General features: G+C 42.0%; 27 protein-coding genes. 5 read left to right on the top strand and 22 right to left on the bottom strand.

Annotation, left to right across the window (positions count from 1 at the left end; translation table 11 throughout):
- Positions 1–47 precede the first annotated feature (47 nt).
- The 20 genes from SFC25_RS13845 to SFC25_RS13940 all read right to left on the bottom strand — a co-directional run bounded on the left by SFC25_RS13845 (position 48) and on the right by SFC25_RS13940 (position 12120).
- Positions 48–416: a hypothetical protein gene (locus tag SFC25_RS13845; RefSeq protein ID WP_411215837.1), complete on the bottom strand. Its 369-nt coding sequence runs from the start codon at positions 414–416 to the stop codon at positions 48–50.
- A 67-nt stretch (positions 417–483) separates the two neighbouring features.
- Positions 484–810, bottom strand: a complete 327-nt coding sequence (locus SFC25_RS13850; protein ID WP_411215838.1) for a hypothetical protein — start codon at positions 808–810, stop codon at positions 484–486.
- Positions 811–824: 14 nt separating this feature from the next.
- Positions 825–1280 carry a phBC6A51 family helix-turn-helix protein gene (locus tag SFC25_RS13855; protein WP_411215839.1) on the bottom strand — a complete coding sequence of 152 codons (456 nt, stop codon included), beginning with the start codon at positions 1278–1280 and terminating at the stop codon, positions 825–827.
- Positions 1258–1875: a hypothetical protein gene (locus SFC25_RS13860; protein WP_411215840.1), complete on the bottom strand. Its 618-nt coding sequence runs from the start codon at positions 1873–1875 to the stop codon at positions 1258–1260. The genes SFC25_RS13855 and SFC25_RS13860 overlap by 23 nt, the downstream gene beginning before the upstream one ends.
- A gap of 57 nt (positions 1876–1932) precedes the next feature.
- Positions 1933–3705 (bottom strand): SGNH/GDSL hydrolase family protein, encoded by a 1773-nt coding sequence (locus SFC25_RS13865; protein ID WP_411215841.1) that lies wholly within the window; start codon positions 3703–3705, stop codon positions 1933–1935.
- Positions 3683–3931, bottom strand: a complete 249-nt coding sequence (locus tag SFC25_RS13870; protein ID WP_411215842.1) for a hypothetical protein — start codon at positions 3929–3931, stop codon at positions 3683–3685. The genes SFC25_RS13865 and SFC25_RS13870 overlap by 23 nt, the downstream gene beginning before the upstream one ends.
- On the bottom strand, positions 3909–4334 hold the full coding sequence (locus SFC25_RS13875) for a hypothetical protein (protein WP_411215843.1): 426 nt from the start codon (positions 4332–4334) through the stop codon (positions 3909–3911). Before SFC25_RS13875 ends, SFC25_RS13870 begins: the two co-directional genes overlap by 23 nt.
- A 42-nt stretch (positions 4335–4376) precedes the next feature.
- A complete protein-coding gene (locus SFC25_RS13880) occupies positions 4377–4799 on the bottom strand; it encodes a hypothetical protein (RefSeq protein WP_411215844.1) in 423 nt (140 codons plus the stop codon).
- A 160-nt stretch (positions 4800–4959) separates the two neighbouring features.
- Entirely contained in the window at positions 4960–5247 is a 288-nt protein-coding gene (locus SFC25_RS13885; RefSeq protein ID WP_411215845.1) for a hypothetical protein, read from the bottom strand.
- A 4-nt stretch (positions 5248–5251) separates the two neighbouring features.
- Positions 5252–5623 (bottom strand): hypothetical protein, encoded by a 372-nt coding sequence (locus SFC25_RS13890; protein ID WP_411215846.1) that lies wholly within the window; start codon positions 5621–5623, stop codon positions 5252–5254.
- A gap of 94 nt (positions 5624–5717) precedes the next feature.
- Positions 5718–6146: a hypothetical protein gene (locus SFC25_RS13895; protein ID WP_411215847.1), complete on the bottom strand. Its 429-nt coding sequence runs from the start codon at positions 6144–6146 to the stop codon at positions 5718–5720.
- On the bottom strand, positions 6110–6688 hold the full coding sequence (locus SFC25_RS13900) for an HNH endonuclease (protein WP_411215848.1): 579 nt from the start codon (positions 6686–6688) through the stop codon (positions 6110–6112). The genes SFC25_RS13895 and SFC25_RS13900 overlap by 37 nt, the downstream gene beginning before the upstream one ends.
- A 105-nt stretch (positions 6689–6793) precedes the next feature.
- Positions 6794–7009, bottom strand: coding sequence for a helix-turn-helix domain-containing protein (locus SFC25_RS13905; protein ID WP_411215849.1), 216 nt, complete (start codon positions 7007–7009; stop codon positions 6794–6796).
- Between the two features lie 110 nt (positions 7010–7119).
- Positions 7120–7953 (bottom strand): hypothetical protein, encoded by an 834-nt coding sequence (locus SFC25_RS13910; RefSeq protein ID WP_411215850.1) that lies wholly within the window; start codon positions 7951–7953, stop codon positions 7120–7122.
- Between the two features lie 63 nt (positions 7954–8016).
- Positions 8017–8493, bottom strand: a complete 477-nt coding sequence (locus tag SFC25_RS13915; protein ID WP_411215851.1) for a hypothetical protein — start codon at positions 8491–8493, stop codon at positions 8017–8019.
- A gap of 180 nt (positions 8494–8673) precedes the next feature.
- A complete protein-coding gene (locus tag SFC25_RS13920; protein WP_411215852.1) occupies positions 8674–8841 on the bottom strand; it encodes a hypothetical protein in 168 nt (55 codons plus the stop codon).
- Positions 8842–8923: 82 nt separating this feature from the next.
- Positions 8924–10120, bottom strand: coding sequence for a hypothetical protein (locus SFC25_RS13925; RefSeq protein WP_411215853.1), 1197 nt, complete (start codon positions 10118–10120; stop codon positions 8924–8926).
- Between the two features lie 514 nt (positions 10121–10634).
- A complete protein-coding gene (locus SFC25_RS13930) occupies positions 10635–10997 on the bottom strand; it encodes a hypothetical protein (protein ID WP_411215854.1) in 363 nt (120 codons plus the stop codon).
- Positions 10994–11794, bottom strand: coding sequence for a hypothetical protein (locus SFC25_RS13935; RefSeq protein WP_411215855.1), 801 nt, complete (start codon positions 11792–11794; stop codon positions 10994–10996). The genes SFC25_RS13930 and SFC25_RS13935 overlap by 4 nt, the downstream gene beginning before the upstream one ends.
- Positions 11794–12120 (bottom strand): hypothetical protein, encoded by a 327-nt coding sequence (locus SFC25_RS13940; RefSeq protein ID WP_411215856.1) that lies wholly within the window; start codon positions 12118–12120, stop codon positions 11794–11796. The genes SFC25_RS13935 and SFC25_RS13940 overlap by 1 nt, the downstream gene beginning before the upstream one ends.
- A gap of 220 nt (positions 12121–12340) precedes the next feature.
- Here SFC25_RS13940 and SFC25_RS13945 point away from each other — a divergent pair, with 220 nt between their 5' ends.
- Complete coding sequence (locus tag SFC25_RS13945; RefSeq protein WP_411215857.1) at positions 12341–12577, top strand: helix-turn-helix domain-containing protein; 237 nt, start codon at positions 12341–12343, stop codon at positions 12575–12577.
- A 213-nt stretch (positions 12578–12790) separates the two neighbouring features.
- Here SFC25_RS13945 and SFC25_RS13950 read toward each other — a convergent pair whose 3' ends face one another.
- The gene (locus SFC25_RS13950; RefSeq protein WP_411215858.1) at positions 12791–13342 is read right to left on the bottom strand and encodes a site-specific integrase; all 552 of its coding nucleotides are present in this window, start codon (positions 13340–13342) and stop codon (positions 12791–12793) included.
- A gap of 848 nt (positions 13343–14190) precedes the next feature.
- On the opposite strand from SFC25_RS13950, the gene SFC25_RS13955 reads away from it, so the two are divergent.
- The 4 genes from SFC25_RS13955 to SFC25_RS13970 all read left to right on the top strand — a co-directional run bounded on the left by SFC25_RS13955 (position 14191) and on the right by SFC25_RS13970 (position 16582).
- Positions 14191–15018 carry an ATP-dependent DNA ligase gene (locus SFC25_RS13955; RefSeq protein ID WP_411215859.1) on the top strand — a complete coding sequence of 276 codons (828 nt, stop codon included), beginning with the start codon at positions 14191–14193 and terminating at the stop codon, positions 15016–15018.
- Positions 15019–15142: 124 nt separating this feature from the next.
- Entirely contained in the window at positions 15143–15322 is a 180-nt protein-coding gene (locus SFC25_RS13960) for a hypothetical protein (protein WP_411215860.1), read from the top strand.
- A 126-nt stretch (positions 15323–15448) separates the two neighbouring features.
- The gene (locus SFC25_RS13965) at positions 15449–15772 is read left to right on the top strand and encodes a YolD-like family protein (protein ID WP_411215861.1); all 324 of its coding nucleotides are present in this window, start codon (positions 15449–15451) and stop codon (positions 15770–15772) included.
- A 45-nt stretch (positions 15773–15817) separates the two neighbouring features.
- Entirely contained in the window at positions 15818–16582 is a 765-nt protein-coding gene (locus tag SFC25_RS13970) for a hypothetical protein (protein WP_411215862.1), read from the top strand.
- A gap of 47 nt (positions 16583–16629) precedes the next feature.
- On the opposite strand, the gene SFC25_RS13975 is transcribed toward SFC25_RS13970, so the two are convergent.
- A partial coding sequence (locus tag SFC25_RS13975) for a tyrosine-type recombinase/integrase (RefSeq protein WP_411215863.1) occupies positions 16630–16957 on the bottom strand: 328 nt, incomplete at its 5' end.

Here is a 16957-nt window from a genome sequence, read left to right on the forward strand (position 1 = left end):
CCAAGTTTCCTATTCATATCTCTATACATCTAATTGACCCCCAGTTTTTAGTTCAGACCGCTTCTGATTCTCTTTTTAATGTCATCACGAAAAGCTGATCTGTTTCCGAATAGCGACTTACGAAAGAAACCTTTACGACTGACGTGCGTGTATTCTTGGACGATTGCATATGGTAACGGTGAACCGATAAGCCACGACATAATCATTTCCTGCTGCGGGCTGGATGCGATTGTATTCGCAAGCAAACCAGTATCAACCGGCGCCGTCTCTGCTGCTTCCGATGCAATCTTCCGAGCGTAATATTCAGTGGATTCCTCTAATTCATTGCGAAGTTTTACCGCAGCTTTAGCGCCTAATCTGCGCTCTAACTCTTTAGCTCCGGTAATTGTGCCAACGAACCCTTTGCCTCTTCCCATCTACTCCCCTCCTTTCAAGGCATACAAAAAAGCCCGCCGGCAATGGCGAGCCTTTTGGTGTACACATTTACTTCAAGAAGTTTTCGCAAGCTTTCCTAAAGTCTTCGTTTGCTTTACTGACTAACAACGCTTGTTTTTCTGCATACGATTTTCTATCAATCAAAATTAAACGGATTACATCAATCGTAAGCTCGTAAACTTTTATCTGCTTATTCCTTATTTCTTTTGTTTGTTTTGTCTGAGGTAAGCGTTTTAGTTTTGTAAGGCCTTCTTTAATATTCTTTCTCGCCGACTTCGCTACTTCTTTGTCATTCTCTAATGTTTGAAAATCATTGGTAATATAATGATCTAGGTGAATTCTTTGCATTTCTTCTGTTATCTCTGATAATTTCATTTTTGTCCCCCTTTTTATTCTTCGTCTTTTTTCTGCGCCAATTTCGCAAGCTTTTCGAGTTCCGCTTCGTATTCCTCCTCGGTGAATGCTTTCCTAGTAGTAGGCTTGTCTGAGAAAAACATTTCGTGACGTTCTGCAAGTCTCCCACTAAGCTTATAAAAGAGCTCCAAAGCTTTCATACTAGGCAGTCCGTTGTTCTGCGCATCTCCGCGAATTGCTTTCATTAGCTGCGAATCAACCATTGGCTTATGGATAGCTAACTGTTGCTCTGATAAAGCATCCATGTACCTAATGAAGTCCCCGTTTTTCTGCCAGTTATGGATGCTTTGTCTACTTACACCAACCTCTGAAGCAATTTCGTCCATTGTCTGTCGTTCGTTTTTTAATCTAAACTGATTCTCCACTAGTAACCGCGCAGCTTTCGCATGCGTTGGGTCTAGTGCTTTTTCATAATCCTTTAAGCTTGGCATTTTTATTACTCTCCTCTAATAGCGGTTCAATTTCGCGATACTTTTCGCCAACTTCCCGCATTTTTTCGTTTAGGTATTCTTCGTCGTTTAACAATCGTTCGACTTCCGCTTTATGCGCTAGCCTTTCTTCGTGCGTATATTGCTTACGCCACGGGTCGAATGTATGCCGATTATCACTTTTCAAGAAACGACCGGCATAAAAAGCCATCGTTTTAAGATCGTCGATATCGTAATATTCGCCATCTTCTAAAGCTGCGTTACACTTCTCCATGACGCCCATTGCTATACGGATCCCCATATGTCTTCCGTGCCTTCCCTCTTTGCAATAATGCAGAAGCGTTAAGGGCAGCTCGCAGTCTTCGAAAACATCCATATCCATCGGTATCGGCCGATTAAACTTGTGCAGCATCGTAATATATTTCGCAACTATCGGAACAATGTCGTCCAGTTTAACGAAAGCATACTCGCCTAGCGTGGCCGGTACGATATGATAGTCCGGAGCTTCTTCGGGCAATCCCGCTGCAATGCGCCGTTTCCGTTCCGCTTCACGATGGATTCTAAGGCGTTCCCGCATTTCTTCGATATCCGTTACCATTCATCGAACCCCTTTCATTTCATAATAAAAAGCCCGCCGAGATTGGCGAGCACTGTATTATAGTTTCTTTAAAGTTTCTTCTATGTGCGGGACATAAAAAAGTTCATAACCCGCTTCATTAGGATGAGTTCCCGTATCGGTATACATATTCTTCATTACATCGATAAACGTGTTCAATCCACCATAAGAGTACAGATCAACAACAGGAACACTCCACTTTTTCATAACTTCTATAGCCGCATCGTGATAGCGACCTTGAGTAACTTGATTTCGGGACGACATTTTATGAGCAGTAATAAATGCTATTTTAGCTGCTGGAAACCTAGTTTTAAGGTCCTTAACAATATACTCCAACCCTCCAAAGTAAGTTGTTCTATCCAGTTCATCGCTATAACCAGAAGTAATCGAACCTAAGGTTGAGTAAAGAACGTCATTTGTACCTCCTTCAATCAGTATATAGTCAGGACTTACAGAGTTATTTTGACTAAGGAATTGTTCTATTTTTTGTTGTAGATTAGACCGTGTAGGGTCGCTTGCTGAAACATCTGCGACTGTTGATCCGCTTTGTGAATACTTATATAGAGCCATGCCGTTCCGATTAGCTATAATATCAGAGTAGCCGACGTAATTGTTGTAAGCACCAAAAGCAATGCTATCACCTAAGTCGAGCAATGACTTACCGAACAACGGATTTTTTTGGTCCGTATTGTCAGGGTTAGAGTAAGTGAATTCCGTGTAATAAGGTTCGGTGGGAGTTGAGGTCTCTCCTTTTTCCACTTGCATATCCAATTTCTCACTTACTGGGTAAGATACTCGGATATATCCATCTTCACTAGGTGTTATAATGTACTGTCCATTACTTGGGACATCTATAACTTCCTTCAGCTCTTTGTAAATAGTGTATACAGCTACTTTACGAGTATATTTTGACACATACGAGGTTGAGGCAGTAGTAGCTATAAAGTCACTAGTTTCATAAGTTTGGCTACTGGTATTGATTGCTCCTGAGTTATCTAGGTATCCAATAACGGATTTATCTAAGTTAAATAAATTTTTTCCAGTAGTTATATACTTATTTAATGGTTCTCCCGTATCAACTCCGAATTCAATTAGTGTCCGATTAAAACCCATATCAAAAGCCTCAATAGCTTCTGTTACACTCCGAATATGCGGAGTCATGTCTATATCACTTTGGGTGGAAAGTATGACAAGTCTGTAATACCCATCTGAAGCGAATTTGTATACCCCACTTTCTGGCATAACGGAAGACCCTTTTAATGTTTTATCTGGATTATAGATGTAAAGTGTGGCACTAAAACCTGATAGCTTAAATCGTACATAGTCCCCTATAGAGTTTTTTATAAACGTACTTCTTAACCGGGTATTGGTCTGTGCTGAACTATCCTGTCCCGTTGAACCGCTGATGGTACCCAACTCTAAACTTAGTACCTTCTTCGGTGTATTCAAATTATCAGCCAATAAGCTATCAATTTTTTTCGCTGTTACAGAATTGTCTTGTGGAATTGAAAGCAAATTAAAAGTAGCTTGCCCGCTCATTGCACCTAGTGTATCACTTGATAAATCGGTTAGTTCTATCTTTGTATCTTTCCTTCGTACATCTACAGCATCTGCTTTTGACTCTATTTTCTTCTCTTCTGCATCTACTCTTGCTCCTAAGGTAGAGTATGTGTTTCCATTCGCGTCAGTTCTGGCTGCAACAACTTCTGGGCTGCTATCTCCGTTCTCCAAGATAAGGTTGTCTACGGTCTGCGCTGTCTTATTTACTGCCTTTCGAATGTCACCTAAATTATATCCTACTGGATTTGCCACTTATATATCCCCTTCCGTTTTCTTCTCTGTAGAATTTCTCTGTAGAATTGCTCTGTTCCGCCGCCTGCTTCTGCAGCGCTTCGATCTGCGCATCTTTTATCGCAACATCTACGGAAAGCTTCGCAACCTGCTCCGATAGATGCTTAATTACCGCCTGTGCATCGATATTCTGCCATTTAAAAAGCTCGCCGATTGGCGAGAATTTACTTAATCGGTTTTCCTCCATTGCCTAAGTGGACAACGTAATAATTTTTTACCTTTATGGGATCTGTAGTTTTTCTTTCGACCATTCCGGAACGCGAATAACTTGAACCCGCATAAGAGTCAAACTCGTAAGTTTCTCCCGGCTCGTATCTGTAATCTACTGTTGGAATATCCATCCGTAGTATCTCGTATTCATCTTCATTCTTCGTGAGCCATCGATCCATATCGGACTTATTCGAAAAACGAATTAAGTACGTATGCACTGAAAATTTAACCTGCAACTGGCCATCCAGGAATTCCATCCTCTGAACTTCAGAATGATCCGGGTTGCTGCGCTTAAACTCTTCTAACTCCTGGGCGTTATTGAAATTGTGAATCGGAGAATGAGAAGTTGATTGCGATAAAATTTCGTTCAAGTTAGCCATAAGTAGTATTAGTCCCCCTTGCTACAAAGTAATGGCGAGCAGTTAGTTTATGGGTCTTCCTCCGTTACCTAGTCGTACTACGAAAAGGCCCCGTTTGCTAGTTCGTTTTTTGGGCGTTTGACCAGTTGCTCTGCGAGAATAATAACCATTAAACGGCTCCATATTGTACGTTTCCGTTGGTTGTGGAGTATTATCGATTGCTGGAGGTTCTGTGATTTGTAAAATATTGTATTTTCCTTCGTTCTCCTCTAACCATTTTTCCATCTCTTCTTTCTCTAGGAAATTAATCATATGATCTAGGATAGAATAAGCAACTTCGATTGATCCGTCTGGATGTTCGGCTGTTGAATTAACAGAATGATTAGGATTCTTCTGGAAGTGTTCATCCATCTCTTTAGCTGACTTGAATTTCATGCTACCGCCGTAACCTGTTGAAGTTGATGTGATTGTATTTAAAATCGCCATTTCATTTATCCCCTTTTATAGCGAAACGCCGGTCAGCCTTCTTGCCGTTTCCCTGGCGCCGCCTTTTTTATTTTGTCGTTGTTTTTCCGTTACTTCCGTTAACGTTCGCAGCATATATGCTTCCCAACCGGCCCGGTCGTTAGGCTTTTTCCGAATAAGGTTATCTCGCCTCGGTCGAAGCGAATGATTCTTCCTGCGCGACAGGCTCTTCTTCCTCCGTATTAGTATCGAAGTTATCGACATGCTCGTATCCCGATTCGCGAGCCATATCATACGCCGCTTGCTTCGTAACTGGAACAAGCAGTATGTCCGGATAGCCTTCGTAGATTCGACTAAATAGGCAAGCCGTTTCGACTGTCTCCGAGTCTACAATGCTGATGCTGACAAGTGTTGCCGGGCCATTAGGGTAGTGTCGGTGAATAACCTTGCAGCGTTTTATATGAATCACTCCTTTAGTAATAGTTATTTGTTCCGATGAATGACTCGGTTACGTACCGGATCATCGGCGTTTTTTGTGCGAATAGCACCGAATAGTTTTTAAGTTTCTTCTTGAATACCGAGCCTCGGACGATTGTTTGACCGAAGATAGTATCGTTAATTCCATCGTTTTCGAAATACGCAACCGTAACACCGTAGTCCACGTATATACCTTCGACCTGGTACGGTTCCCATTTGCCGGTATCGCCGTTTAGCGCTATGCAATAGCCTGCGTGAATGATTCCGTTAGGAAACTTTGTTGCATCGAGCGTAACTCCGACCTCTTTAAACTGTACGTGCTCGCTGGCCAGTATCGGGAATAGATCGCGATAGGACATTTCCTTCATTTCCAAGCGCCGCCCTTGCCGCGATGCAATGTCTTCTTGTAAGTCCCCATAAGCTCCGCTAAATCCTTCGCCGTCAACTTCTCTGTCTTTTTACTCATTTCGAAATCTCCGCCCTCTCTCCAATCAACTCCGTTATAGTTGTCTTTCGTTTAATTGCATCCTCCGCAAGCTCGCTAGCCTGTCCTAGTTTCGAATGATTGTATACTTTAACCGCCATATTCTCGACGCCGAGCTTTCGTTTTGCTACTCGTACGTGCTGGCTATAACGGTAAAATGCGACGTTAGTCCGGACTACCTCCGGAATGCTTCCGTATTCCTGCTCGATAAGCTGCATGGCGTTAATAAAGCATGGCTTCAGTCCGGTTTCTTCCGAAATGTAGATGCTTCCGATATAAACGTCGGTTTCCGATTCACCTTCAATTCGAGTAACTGATATGCCTACTCCGATGCCTTCCTCGCTCTTTAGGACTGATATAAGCGCTCTGTCTATATAATTCTTGCTTCCGATTGTTGGTTTTTCCAATTTTCATCATCCTTTAATAACAAGTTCTCGGCTTCTTCCGTTGTCATTCCGCCAAAGTGGGCGATATGCCATATAACAACCCTTAAATTACTTAAAGGAACTCTTCCGCTGGATCCGAAGAAATCAACGAATGATTTACTTCCTTTCATGGCATTACACGTCGGACAAACGAAAACATTATTCGATAAATGATTCCTTCCGGATCTTGCTAATGGAATTATGTGTTCGAGATGGAAAGTTCTCGTATCTTCTTTCTTAGATTGACCACAATACATGCACTTCGTATAAGAGTCGTACATAACAGCTATATCTTCTTTGGCAACCTCTACCGCTATTTGATACTTAGGATAACGATCATGCAGCCGATAGTAAGCTTTGGCTCCCTTATGAATGTACTTCTTCTTGCAGTCATAACAACGATGTGTCCTGCTGTCTTCCGCTTTAACCCTGGCATCCTTTTCGAATTGATCGATAGGCTTAGGCTTCCCGCATGTTTTACAGAATCGCAAGACTGTAGATTCCTCAATAGTTGCAGTCTTCATTTTTATTTTTCCTCCTATAAGACTTGATAATTGAATTTTAATGTGGTATTATGAGATTAGGGAAAATATAATCTAATTTATATAAGAAGCACAAAAAAATAAATGCTACTCAGCAAGCCGCTTGCGGTTGCTCTTAAAAGCCAGGTAATCATCTGTTACCTGAAACTTTTTAGAAATTTTAGCTATAGTCGCAGCACTTACATTACGTTGGCCTCTTTCCATGAAGCTAACACTCGCTTCGCTGATCCCCAACATTTCCGCAAATTGCGCTTGCGTAAGCCCCATGTACAATCTAACCACTTGAAATTCTTCACCAGTCATACATACCCCTCCTTTCTTAACAATCCGACCAAAAAATAACGGGTCAAAGCCCTCCGTGGTTGGGCTCGACCTCTTCACTAATACGTGAAATTTTCCCCCAATAAATGGCTTTAAATCGCTGATTTTCCAACTTTTTCGTCTTCATAATCGTCCATATTTTCTATAGGAATTTCCCATTTTTCCATCTCTCTTCTTTCGTGGTCTTCCGTTGTTGTTTTGTAAGCGTAAACCGGTAAATATGTGCCGTTTTCGTATATCTCACTTGTCCTTCTGAACTCCTTATTTGCGTCCATCTGCATCTGTTTACAACCAGCCGTGCAATACAGACTATCAGACCGCCGTACTCTCTTCCGAATAAACATCGATCCCTCTTCGATAGGAAAGTAGTTAAGGCAGAATTTACATTTACACTTACGCAATTTCTTTCGTTCCCTCCGATAATCCACCCACGTTAGCGCGCTACCAGGAACTTCCATCGCAGTCCTGAAGTCGTCGTAAAAGTCCATTATCGTATAATCCGCGCGCTTGACGTACTCCCGCTCGAGCATACGCCATTCTTTAGCTGACCTTGATTCGATTTCAAAATCCTCGTATCGGGCGAGCAGCTGCATTGCATTATAGTCGATAAGCCATGTCGCACCTTCTAACGTGGTTAAAGGCGGCCGCTGCAGATTACCTTCTAATACGTTAGCACTAGGAGACATATCGCTCGGCTTCTCTTTGTTGAACCCCTCCGTATACGCTACAGGATGCGTCGCTCTCATTCTCTCGGGATAGTAACCGTTAGCATCGAAATACCGTTCCAATTCTTCGTCAACTTGCTTAACAAGCTCGTCATATTTCAGCTGTGATTCTTCGATAGTCAGTCCCTTATGCGATCTGTTGTTCAATCTTGCCATTTGATCCATTCTTCTTCCGAAAGCTGCTTTTGAATATCCCCTCATATAAGTTGTACCCCCTATAGGTTATAAGTTGTTAAGAGCGATGTTCTGAAGCGGGGATAATAACTAAGCGCAATTATCTTTGTAATAGGTTAGCCAACGGTTAGTAAACTCGGTTCGCTTAACGTAATTTCGGACTTCTTTTTTGCTGCATAGTTTAGTTGCGATCTCTAAGAATGAATCATCGATAGTCACTTCCAAATATGGCTCGTCCTCTTTCGGTTCCGAAATTAATAGCTTATACATATTGGACTTATATCGAACGTGTCCGGCATACTGCGTCCAAATCCAGTCAACTTCGCCCTTTCGTACATATTCAATAAATCCCCCGCCGACTAGCCTTCGGATTGTTCTCCCTACTGTATCCTTCGAGTTTGTACCGATCATCTGTAAAGCCCTCGCCTCGGGAAAGTAAAATATTTTCCCTTCATGTTTGCTTGTGATTAACATCGCATAGAGCGCTTGTTTGATTTTGAACGGGCCAGCCTTTAGTATCTCGATAACTTCTGACTTGAACACTTTGACCTTCTTTTTACCGTCCATAAGACTCCTCCCCGTATAACCGATATTCCGCAAGTTTATTTTCTATAACGGAAGCATCACGAAAGACAAAAACTAGCCTTCCCTTTAACCTTTGCGATGGCTGTACGTCAATAATTTTACAACCGTCAGAAAGCAATTTCCTGGCGATACGGAGACTCATAATGTAATCGCTCATATACCTCAACCTCCTAATCTTTTATTCTCCTTCTTAAGACGCTCTATCTCTTTTTCCAAACGATCATATTCGGCTAATGATGCCTTTTGAAGAGTTTTGTAAGCTATCTCTAAGTTTTCGTAATCCGAATACAAAGCAATATACTCGTCGTATTTAACAAATTTTTCTTCCATGAAAATTCCTCCTTGATAATTCGATGATTTTGTAGTAACGTTATTTTTGAAGAGCTGTACCCAAGATACAATTTTAAATAAATTACAGCTTATACTCTGACCACTCACGCAGTACGCGACGCATTCTCGATGATGGCAAGTAAAGCTGAATAGGTTGTCCGTTTCTAATCTGCGATCGATATACCCACTGTAGAAGGTCGCTGACGGCTAGTAAATCTTGGTTGACTGTTACGCCGTTATCCTGGAAGAACGCCCTCTCTAATGGGTTCATATAGCGATTAAAGACATATGCCAATGCTCTCCGATCACTGTATTCGTTAGTTGCTCGAGCGTTACATTGTAAGAATGAACGTGTATATCCCCTACCGGATAAACCTGCCTTTGCTTTTTTCACGGTTGTCCATAGGTTTTCTTTAGATTTAGCCTTAGTTATATTTCGGAAATAGTTGTAGATATTATTTCTGATTTCTTCTTCTTTTTCTGCGCTCATATTACCTAGATAAGTTGAGCTAAAAGCATTCTCTACATCTCCGACATCATTCAAATTTCCTTCGTACAAATCAATTAGATTAAAAAGCTCCTTTCGATTTTCTGAAAGACGATCATAGTCCGTAAGAGTATAACTGCCGTTTTCTTTCCGAACAGAATGATACTCGTATTCGAAATCATAAAGGTCAAAATAATAGCGCTGTATTTGTGCGTCGAAAAGGTAAGTTAGAATAAAGGCGCTATTAAAGGCATGAAATACCTGCGGCGGAAACGCCCAAATTAAGAATTGGCCGCGATGATAAAATAAATTATTAGAGTTTGCTAGTAACTTAATGTCTAAGTATCGACCCTCTACATATTCGTCACAATTCCAAACGACTTTATTTTCGAGTATCTGTATATGTCCTAGTCGCTGCAGATCGGTAATATCCCGCTTCGTTACGTTAGCTTTTTCGATTACGTCCATTACTTCATCGAGAATTAAGGTATAGCCCGCACCGGTGAGTAGATCGATTAATTCTTCGTCGGCTGCCTGGAATAAAGAGTGCGTCGAAACTATATCGCACCCACTAACGATAAGCTCTTTAAGGCTGCGTAACTTACTCCCTTCGCTATTATTGTTGTTCGGCGCAATAAACTCGCGGGTACTTTGTTTTTGAATACGGTCAACTTCGGCAAGATACGGTGTAATGTAGATAAATTTATTCTGCTTGTCCGATTTGTTCATATACTCGATTGCCCAGCTGGTTTTACCGCTACCCATAATTGAATCAACTACATTAATTGTCATTAAATTCCTCCTTTAAATGGCCCTCTATATGTTAATAGGGTATTTTTTAGTTAATCGTGCCAGTTTCGGTAAAATTTCCGTTACTTATAGTACCCACGCCAACCCTCGAAAGAGCAGCCGGGTGTAAAAATACCTTATAACTGTATAGACGAAATCCAAACCGTATTGGCGCGCATAAAAAATAACTTACATAAAGAAATACGCATCATTTGAGCGCTCAGGCGCGATAATTGCTAAAAATTCCATGATATCTCACAAAATGAATCTATTTACCTACGTTAAACAGTAATTTTTTATATCTGCCCACGATTTACGCTTATAAAGACTTTCATAATATAGTACCCCGAGGATGACCATATTTCTCATTCTTCTACCATAATTAATACAACGCTAGCAAAACCCATCTCGCTCAAATTAGCTTTCAAAATATAAGACGGACCCTAGCAGGAAATTATACTTCCGAAAAAGTATTTCTTAAGAAAGAGTACGTTTCCCGATTGAATTCTGCGCACACTTAACTTAAAACGGCTTCAATCGTAATCGTGGCGTTCAAACTACGAGCAACTTCTTCGCCCTTCTTAACACGCCGCTTGTACTCGCGTTCGACCTCCGATATATGACGGCGTAGGAGGTCGTGAGCTGGCTGCAGTTGTACTAATTCGCTCTTGATACATCGGCGGCGCTGCAGTACGTCTTTAAGTTCGCGGGCATATTGGAAGCCTTCCGATTCATCGAAATCATGCTTTTCGATCTCGTGGTATATTGCACTTACCTGCTTGTCCGCTTCGGATTGCATCTTGTTCAGCATGTCGAAGTTATCGGCTATTTCTGTATGTAGCTCTTTGAGGCGTTCGAAATAATGAGAGGCGAGAGTCATGCGATCGCCCCCTTTACAGCAGTCTCGACTTCTTGTCCGAAGATAGCAATTAAGCAGCCGGCAGTAATCATATCCGAAGTAGACTCGACGTATCCTAACGGCTTTTCATGCGGGTATAGCTCGGCATACTGTTCCGGAGTCATATTGGCGAGGTAAGTATGGCCGTTTGGCGCCTGGTACTTCACTGTAATACTTCCGGCAATCCGGACGAAATGCGCAAGGTACAATTCGGATTCGAAAGAATCTGCGCTGATCCATTTTAGTGACGGCTCGACCGCTTCTGCTTTCGGGAAATCTCCGAAGATATCATGTAACTCCGCATCCAGTTCCGGACCAAAGATATCCGCAAGAACTTCGACATACACGCAAAGCACTCGGCTATCCTGCGACTCTTCAAGTGGATCCGTTGGGAACATGCGGTCATAGTCCGCGATAGATACAGCTCTGCTACGATTGAACCCTTCGTCGCTGAATCGAAGTTGTACACGATCATCTACTCGCGTAGCTTTCAAGAAGAACTCCTCGACGTCCACTTTGCGCCATTTTACGTAAGGGCCGGCGGGCATTTCTCCGGCTACGTCCGGGATATTATGCTGTAGACGGACTGCATCGAATAGTTCATTTACATCGTCCATTTCATCGATACTAGCGCGACAATGTTCGCGTATAGCTTCCGGCATGTTGAATCCTGCGAAATAAAGATCGGCTAACTTTTCGAATGCCTCTGCAGACACTTCCGGACGGACTTGCGGATGACCTTGTACCTTAATCGCTTCGATGATTTCGTTTCTATTCATTATTTTTCGCTCCCTTTTAGGCGTTTTTTAGTTTGTTCGATACCTTGACGGACAACTTCGAGAAGACTATCGGACCGAAATACGTTGACGATGGCGGCTGCGCCTGCGGCATCCAGTGTCGGAAATGCTAGCGCGAATGTTTCGTTTTCCTCTGATATGACGATTACTTTATCGCCGATGCGGCGGCTAAACCGATAAAACGTGACTTCCTCCGGATCGTGCGGTACCATTACGATATCCTCCGATAGTGTGCTGCCTGCGACTGTGACGGCTTGTTGCTTACGGTGCTCGTCCATAAAGCGGATTTCTACTTTAACTTCGTTCATGTTCCGGCTCCTTTCATTATAGGGCGATGATTAACGTGACATAGACAAAGGCGAGAGTGACGGCGAAAAGTATCGGGAAAGCTATTTTCGGATTCGTAATTTTAACCATCTACAATTCCGTTATTTCGTAATTCTTAACTTGATTATAATTACGTTATTTCGTAATGTCAATACATATTTACGTAATTTCGAAATTGTTGTATAATCGGCGTAGGATAAAATGAAGCGAAGCGAGGGAATGTCCGTGAGGGTTATCGAAGTAAGATTAAAAGAAATATTAGAGGCTAGGAAAATCACACAAAAAGAACTTGCGGATAAGACGAACATAAGAGCAGCTGCGATAAGCGAGTTGTATAACAATCAGCGTAAAACGATCAATAAGGAACATATTACGAAGATTGCCGATGCACTGGATATAGACGATATATCGGAGCTATTCGTAATTAAGAAGGTATAGGCGCCAGGTGGGCGTCTTTTTTATTGCCTAAATCCCGTTAGTGGGAATCGGGTAAGCTACGTCAGCCCCCGAGATAAAAAATTATGGCGCGAAATTTTTCAGCCCCTGAGGTAGAAATGAATTCGCTGACCGAAGGATTACCAGAAGGCATTGGTAAATTTTAGGATACCCCCCAGCATAAAAAAAGAAGCCGACCATCATGGCCGACCTCAATCATAGCGAGAAATCTACGAGACTTGCTTCGATCTCTTCGTCTGTTATTCCGATATACTTTAATGTTATTGAAGGCGCCGAGTGATTGAAGAGTGTTTGCAATGATGCGACGTCCTTCGTGCGCTTATAGTAATGATAACCGAATGTCTTACGCATTGTGTGCGTGCCTATGTCGTCGCGCTCTAGCATCGCAGCAGCCTTCGTAAGTACCCGGTATGCCTGCGTTGTACTGATAGGAGCCGTACCCTTACGGCTAGGGAATAGGTACTCCTCTTCGCCCATACCCGCTGTATACTCCGCTATCTCCTCGCGCAGCTTGGCGTTCATAAAGAAGCGGCGTGGCTTACCCGTCTTCTTCTCGCGCTGGATAACGTGCTGCTTATCCCGTACATCTCCGACCTTTAGCGGTACAATATCGCTTACTCGTAACCCCGTATTGATTCCGAATACGAATAGGAAACGATCACGCTCGGTCCCGAATCTTCTTAGCGCCCATTTCATCTCTTCTATTTCCGCCTGTGTCCGTAGCGGCTGCACGTTCTTCTCATTCATTTTCATACCTCCAATGTACGTTATTGTATCGTTATCCTTAGTTTACGATAAGAATACCGGAAAATCAAGGTTTCGAAAGTAAGAAAATATACAAAGTCGTACATTAGGATAAGTGACGGCCGATCATGCGGAGTGCTGCCGGGTTGCCGATGTTCCTAAAAAGCAGAGTAATTTCGGTATATATCCTAAAAGGCAGACTATCTCGTTTAAACGTGAGCCCCTGAGTTTCGGCGGCCTCTCGCCCATGAAGCCTGCGCCTGGTAAATCGGGCTTTCGTAAACCGAAGTAAAGATAACGGATCCCATTCGCTACCACTCCGATATAAGCTATAAAGCGCATGGCTGTGCGGTTCGTGGCGTGTTATTGCCGCCAGTGCCAACGCTATGTATCGGCATACGGCTACTTTACACGGGAAATATTTCCCACGATATGTACTACTACACTACCGACCCTTTCGGACAAAGAACGTCCTCAGCAGGGAAAGATCGCCCTGCAGATTACTTTACTCCGAATAATATCCCTATCGATGTAATTAGATGGCATGAGGTACGGTTTTTGTACCGATATGCAGTGCTTGTCTTTTAGCACTTCTATATACCTCTCTATAAGGGGAAGGCGCTACAACCCGCAGTATATCAACGTTTTCGGCGGCATTTAGCACATTCATTCTGCTAAACGGAATGTAGTAGTAATTATCAAGGTATTTGCCCAGTATCCATAACGGTACTTTGCCAATATACAAGTTCCGTAAATTACCGTTAGGTATTCTTATCAATCGCTCCCTTTCCAGTAATCTCCTAATCTATCCGACTATGTTTCCGTGATAAAATAGTATCGAGGTGGTACGTATGTTTATTTCGCCTATGCTATTGCATAAATCGGACGAGCCGTTCGATGATTCTGGTTATCTTACCGAATTGAAACTCGACGGCATCCGCTTAATATATTCGGTAGGTCCAGACGGCAAAGTCCGCCTGTATACCCGCCACAAGAACGAAGTTACCGCAAGATTCCCCGAACTCCATGCCGCTGATCTGCCGCCTGATACGATACTCGACGGCGAACTAATCGTCAGCGATTCCGAAGGCAAGCCGGACTTTGAGGCGATGATGAGCCGGTTCATGTCCCGCAGAGATGATAGATATGCAACGCCAGTCCATTTCGTAGCTTTCGATATCCTGCGCTACAAGGGCGAAGATGTTCGCAAGCAGCCGCTGCTAGTCCGCAAAGCGTTCCTTGCCGATGCCTTGCCGGAAGATACCGACGTCATATCCAAAGTCCGCTATATCGAAGGCAACGGACCGGCGTACTATGACGTCATTAAGTCGCAGGCGCTCGAAGGTATCGTCCTAAAACGGAAGGATTCGCATTATGAAACGGGCAAGCGCAGTCATTCGTGGCTGAAGGTCGTAAATTACCGCTATGATGACGTATTTATCGTCGGCTACCGTAAGAAAGAATTCGGCCTGGCGCTAACTTTCGGTGATGGCCGTTATGCTGGCGTTATGGAGCTCGGTGTGTCTCCGGAAGTGCGTCGTCAGATGTATCGGACGCCGACCGTTAAAGAGTCGAAGGGCTTCGCCTATTTCGATAAGCCGATCGGCGTGCGCGTCAAGTGCCGTAACCTAACTAAATCCGGGCTGCTTCGGTTGCCTTCGTTCGTAGAGTTCGCTTAATCGACGGGCTCTTTTTTATATAGTAATAATATCCCAAAAAATACACTAATATTCTAAATTGTATTTACATTGTTAATTATTGCAATTATAATACATTCATTACATAAAAATTGGAGTGAATTGCATGAAAAAATTTTTGGGAATTCTTTCTATTACCGCTTTACTATTATCAGGAGGATCTTTCTTAGCATCTAATGTATCAGCTGCCAGTGCAGTTACTGACACTGGCGGAACTAGCAAAAAATGTTTTGCGTATGATTATGCACGTAAAAAAGGCTTTTGGTATGACTGCTGGAGACATTAAACAAAGTTTACCCCCCTGCTATTTAAAAGTAGGGGGTTTTTTTATTGCACAACAGAATTATTTATCTCATTTGTTGATTAAACAGAGTATAATAAGAACAAACGTTCTATTTAGGAGGTGAAGAATATGAATGAGCGCGGATCAATCAAATGGACCTCGTTAATGTTGCCGGAGCATATCCAGGAATTAAAACGATTAAGACAACGTCAGTATGACGTCAATCAGCCGGTATTATCGGAGGATCAACAAGAGGAAATACAGCGGAAGGTTCGTGAAGCTTACGAAAGTCAAGCGCCTGTTACCGTAGAGTATTACGAGAACAAGCGCATGCATTCCGTGAGTGGTACGATCGATAAAGTCAATCTAACCATGAGACGAGTAGAGATAAGCAGCCGGACTGGATTAGATTATATTACTTTTAATAAAATCAGTAATATAATGTTTAAATAATGAGGTATAATGGAAGTCGAATAATTAGTATTAGGAGAAGTAAAAATGAATATTATTGATGTAATAGGTGCTTATGTCACTATTTCTGCCCTTCTAAGTCCCTTGATTGTCTTCTTAATAAAAAAATATATTGAAGCCAAGGTAAAGCACGGATTTGATAAGGGCTTAGAAGATCACAAACATGATCTTCAGCTCCTAACAAAAGAAGTTGAGTACGACTACCAACGAAGAATACATGACTTTAGTTTATTCAGTTCTAAAAAACATGAAGTTTATCCCCAATTGTACTCATTGATTAGCGACTTACACATGAAATTTGAAATTGCTTCCTCTGCTTATAAGGAATACCCCGACTTTAGAACAGATACTAAATTTGATAGAATTGAAGAGTATCTTAAAAAGCATGAGGTTTCAGATGATAGTATAGAACAAGTCAAAACTGAATGGTTATTTGATAAACAAAAAGGAATTCAAAAATTCCAAACATCGTTAGATTTTCAGGAAATCCTAGTTACTGATAAGAAAAGAGTAGAAGCTTATAAAGAGTTCCTGAATAAGGAATTATTTACAGGATCAGAATTATCGGATTTGATTAAAGAGTTTTTAAATGATATTAGAATGGTATTAGTTGAAGAGACAGATAAAGTATTGTACGGAGAGTATGAGGGTAATAGACAAGAATATTATAAAAAGCTCCGTCAAAAACAAGAAGATATTAGAGGAAAAAAAGATAAAATTAAGGTTATGATTCAGAATGAATTAAATATTGATAACAATAAAGAAATGGCAAAAGACACAAATTCTAAATGACAGTGTCTTTTGCCATTTCTTTGTATATAGATGTATGCGTATGATGTTTAAATATTTCTCACTACTTTCCTTCTATAAAAATCCTTACTAGGTGCAAATTTTTCATGTGCAGCCACAATGTCTTCCCTCGAAAACTGAAGATAATTCTCCGTTGTTTTTAACGATGAGTGGCCCATTATCTTGCTCAGAGTCATTATGTCTCCACCCTTTTTTAAATACTTAATTGCAAAAGTATGACGGAACCTCCCTGGTTGTATCTGCGACAATCCTGCCCTTTTGGCATACCGGTGAAATAGTCTGCGGATAGCATCGGGCTTTAACGGATCCCCAAAAGCCGATAAGAAAATATACTCACTCTCTCCGAAGAATTTCTCG

This window comes from Terribacillus saccharophilus, from assembly GCF_046592595.1.
GTDB lineage: Bacteria > Bacillota > Bacilli > Bacillales > Amphibacillaceae > Terribacillus > Terribacillus saccharophilus_C.

Bases quoted from the DNA above. Each gene is read 5' to 3' on its own strand.
- SFC25_RS13845 (WP_411215837.1), bottom strand. From the start codon at position 416: ATGGGAAGAGGCAAAGGGTTCGTTGGCACAATTACCGGAGCTAAAGAG.
- SFC25_RS13850 (WP_411215838.1), bottom strand. From the start codon at position 810: ATGAAATTATCAGAGATAACAGAAGAAATGCAAAGAATTCACCTAGAT.
- SFC25_RS13855 (WP_411215839.1), bottom strand. From the start codon at position 1,280: ATGCCAAGCTTAAAGGATTATGAAAAAGCACTAGACCCAACGCATGCG.
- SFC25_RS13860 (WP_411215840.1), bottom strand. From the start codon at position 1,875: ATGGTAACGGATATCGAAGAAATGCGGGAACGCCTTAGAATCCATCGT.
- SFC25_RS13870 (WP_411215842.1), bottom strand. From the start codon at position 3,931: ATGGAGGAAAACCGATTAAGTAAATTCTCGCCAATCGGCGAGCTTTTT.
- SFC25_RS13875 (WP_411215843.1), bottom strand. From the start codon at position 4,334: ATGGCTAACTTGAACGAAATTTTATCGCAATCAACTTCTCATTCTCCG.
- SFC25_RS13880 (WP_411215844.1), bottom strand. From the start codon at position 4,799: ATGGCGATTTTAAATACAATCACATCAACTTCAACAGGTTACGGCGGT.
- SFC25_RS13890 (WP_411215846.1), bottom strand. From the start codon at position 5,623: ATGAAGGAAATGTCCTATCGCGATCTATTCCCGATACTGGCCAGCGAG.
- SFC25_RS13900 (WP_411215848.1), bottom strand. From the start codon at position 6,688: ATGAAGACTGCAACTATTGAGGAATCTACAGTCTTGCGATTCTGTAAA.
- SFC25_RS13905 (WP_411215849.1), bottom strand. From the start codon at position 7,009: ATGACTGGTGAAGAATTTCAAGTGGTTAGATTGTACATGGGGCTTACG.
- SFC25_RS13910 (WP_411215850.1), bottom strand. From the start codon at position 7,953: ATGAGGGGATATTCAAAAGCAGCTTTCGGAAGAAGAATGGATCAAATG.
- SFC25_RS13915 (WP_411215851.1), bottom strand. From the start codon at position 8,493: ATGGACGGTAAAAAGAAGGTCAAAGTGTTCAAGTCAGAAGTTATCGAG.
- SFC25_RS13920 (WP_411215852.1), bottom strand. From the start codon at position 8,841: ATGGAAGAAAAATTTGTTAAATACGACGAGTATATTGCTTTGTATTCG.
- SFC25_RS13925 (WP_411215853.1), bottom strand. From the start codon at position 10,120: ATGACAATTAATGTAGTTGATTCAATTATGGGTAGCGGTAAAACCAGC.
- SFC25_RS13930 (WP_411215854.1), bottom strand. From the start codon at position 10,997: ATGACTCTCGCCTCTCATTATTTCGAACGCCTCAAAGAGCTACATACA.
- SFC25_RS13935 (WP_411215855.1), bottom strand. From the start codon at position 11,794: ATGAATAGAAACGAAATCATCGAAGCGATTAAGGTACAAGGTCATCCG.
- SFC25_RS13940 (WP_411215856.1), bottom strand. From the start codon at position 12,120: ATGAACGAAGTTAAAGTAGAAATCCGCTTTATGGACGAGCACCGTAAG.
- SFC25_RS13945 (WP_411215857.1), top strand. From the start codon at position 12,341: ATGAAGCGAAGCGAGGGAATGTCCGTGAGGGTTATCGAAGTAAGATTA.
- SFC25_RS13950 (WP_411215858.1), bottom strand. From the start codon at position 13,342: ATGAATGAGAAGAACGTGCAGCCGCTACGGACACAGGCGGAAATAGAA.
- SFC25_RS13955 (WP_411215859.1), top strand. From the start codon at position 14,191: ATGTTTATTTCGCCTATGCTATTGCATAAATCGGACGAGCCGTTCGAT.
- SFC25_RS13960 (WP_411215860.1), top strand. From the start codon at position 15,143: ATGAAAAAATTTTTGGGAATTCTTTCTATTACCGCTTTACTATTATCA.
- SFC25_RS13965 (WP_411215861.1), top strand. From the start codon at position 15,449: ATGAATGAGCGCGGATCAATCAAATGGACCTCGTTAATGTTGCCGGAG.
- SFC25_RS13970 (WP_411215862.1), top strand. From the start codon at position 15,818: ATGAATATTATTGATGTAATAGGTGCTTATGTCACTATTTCTGCCCTT.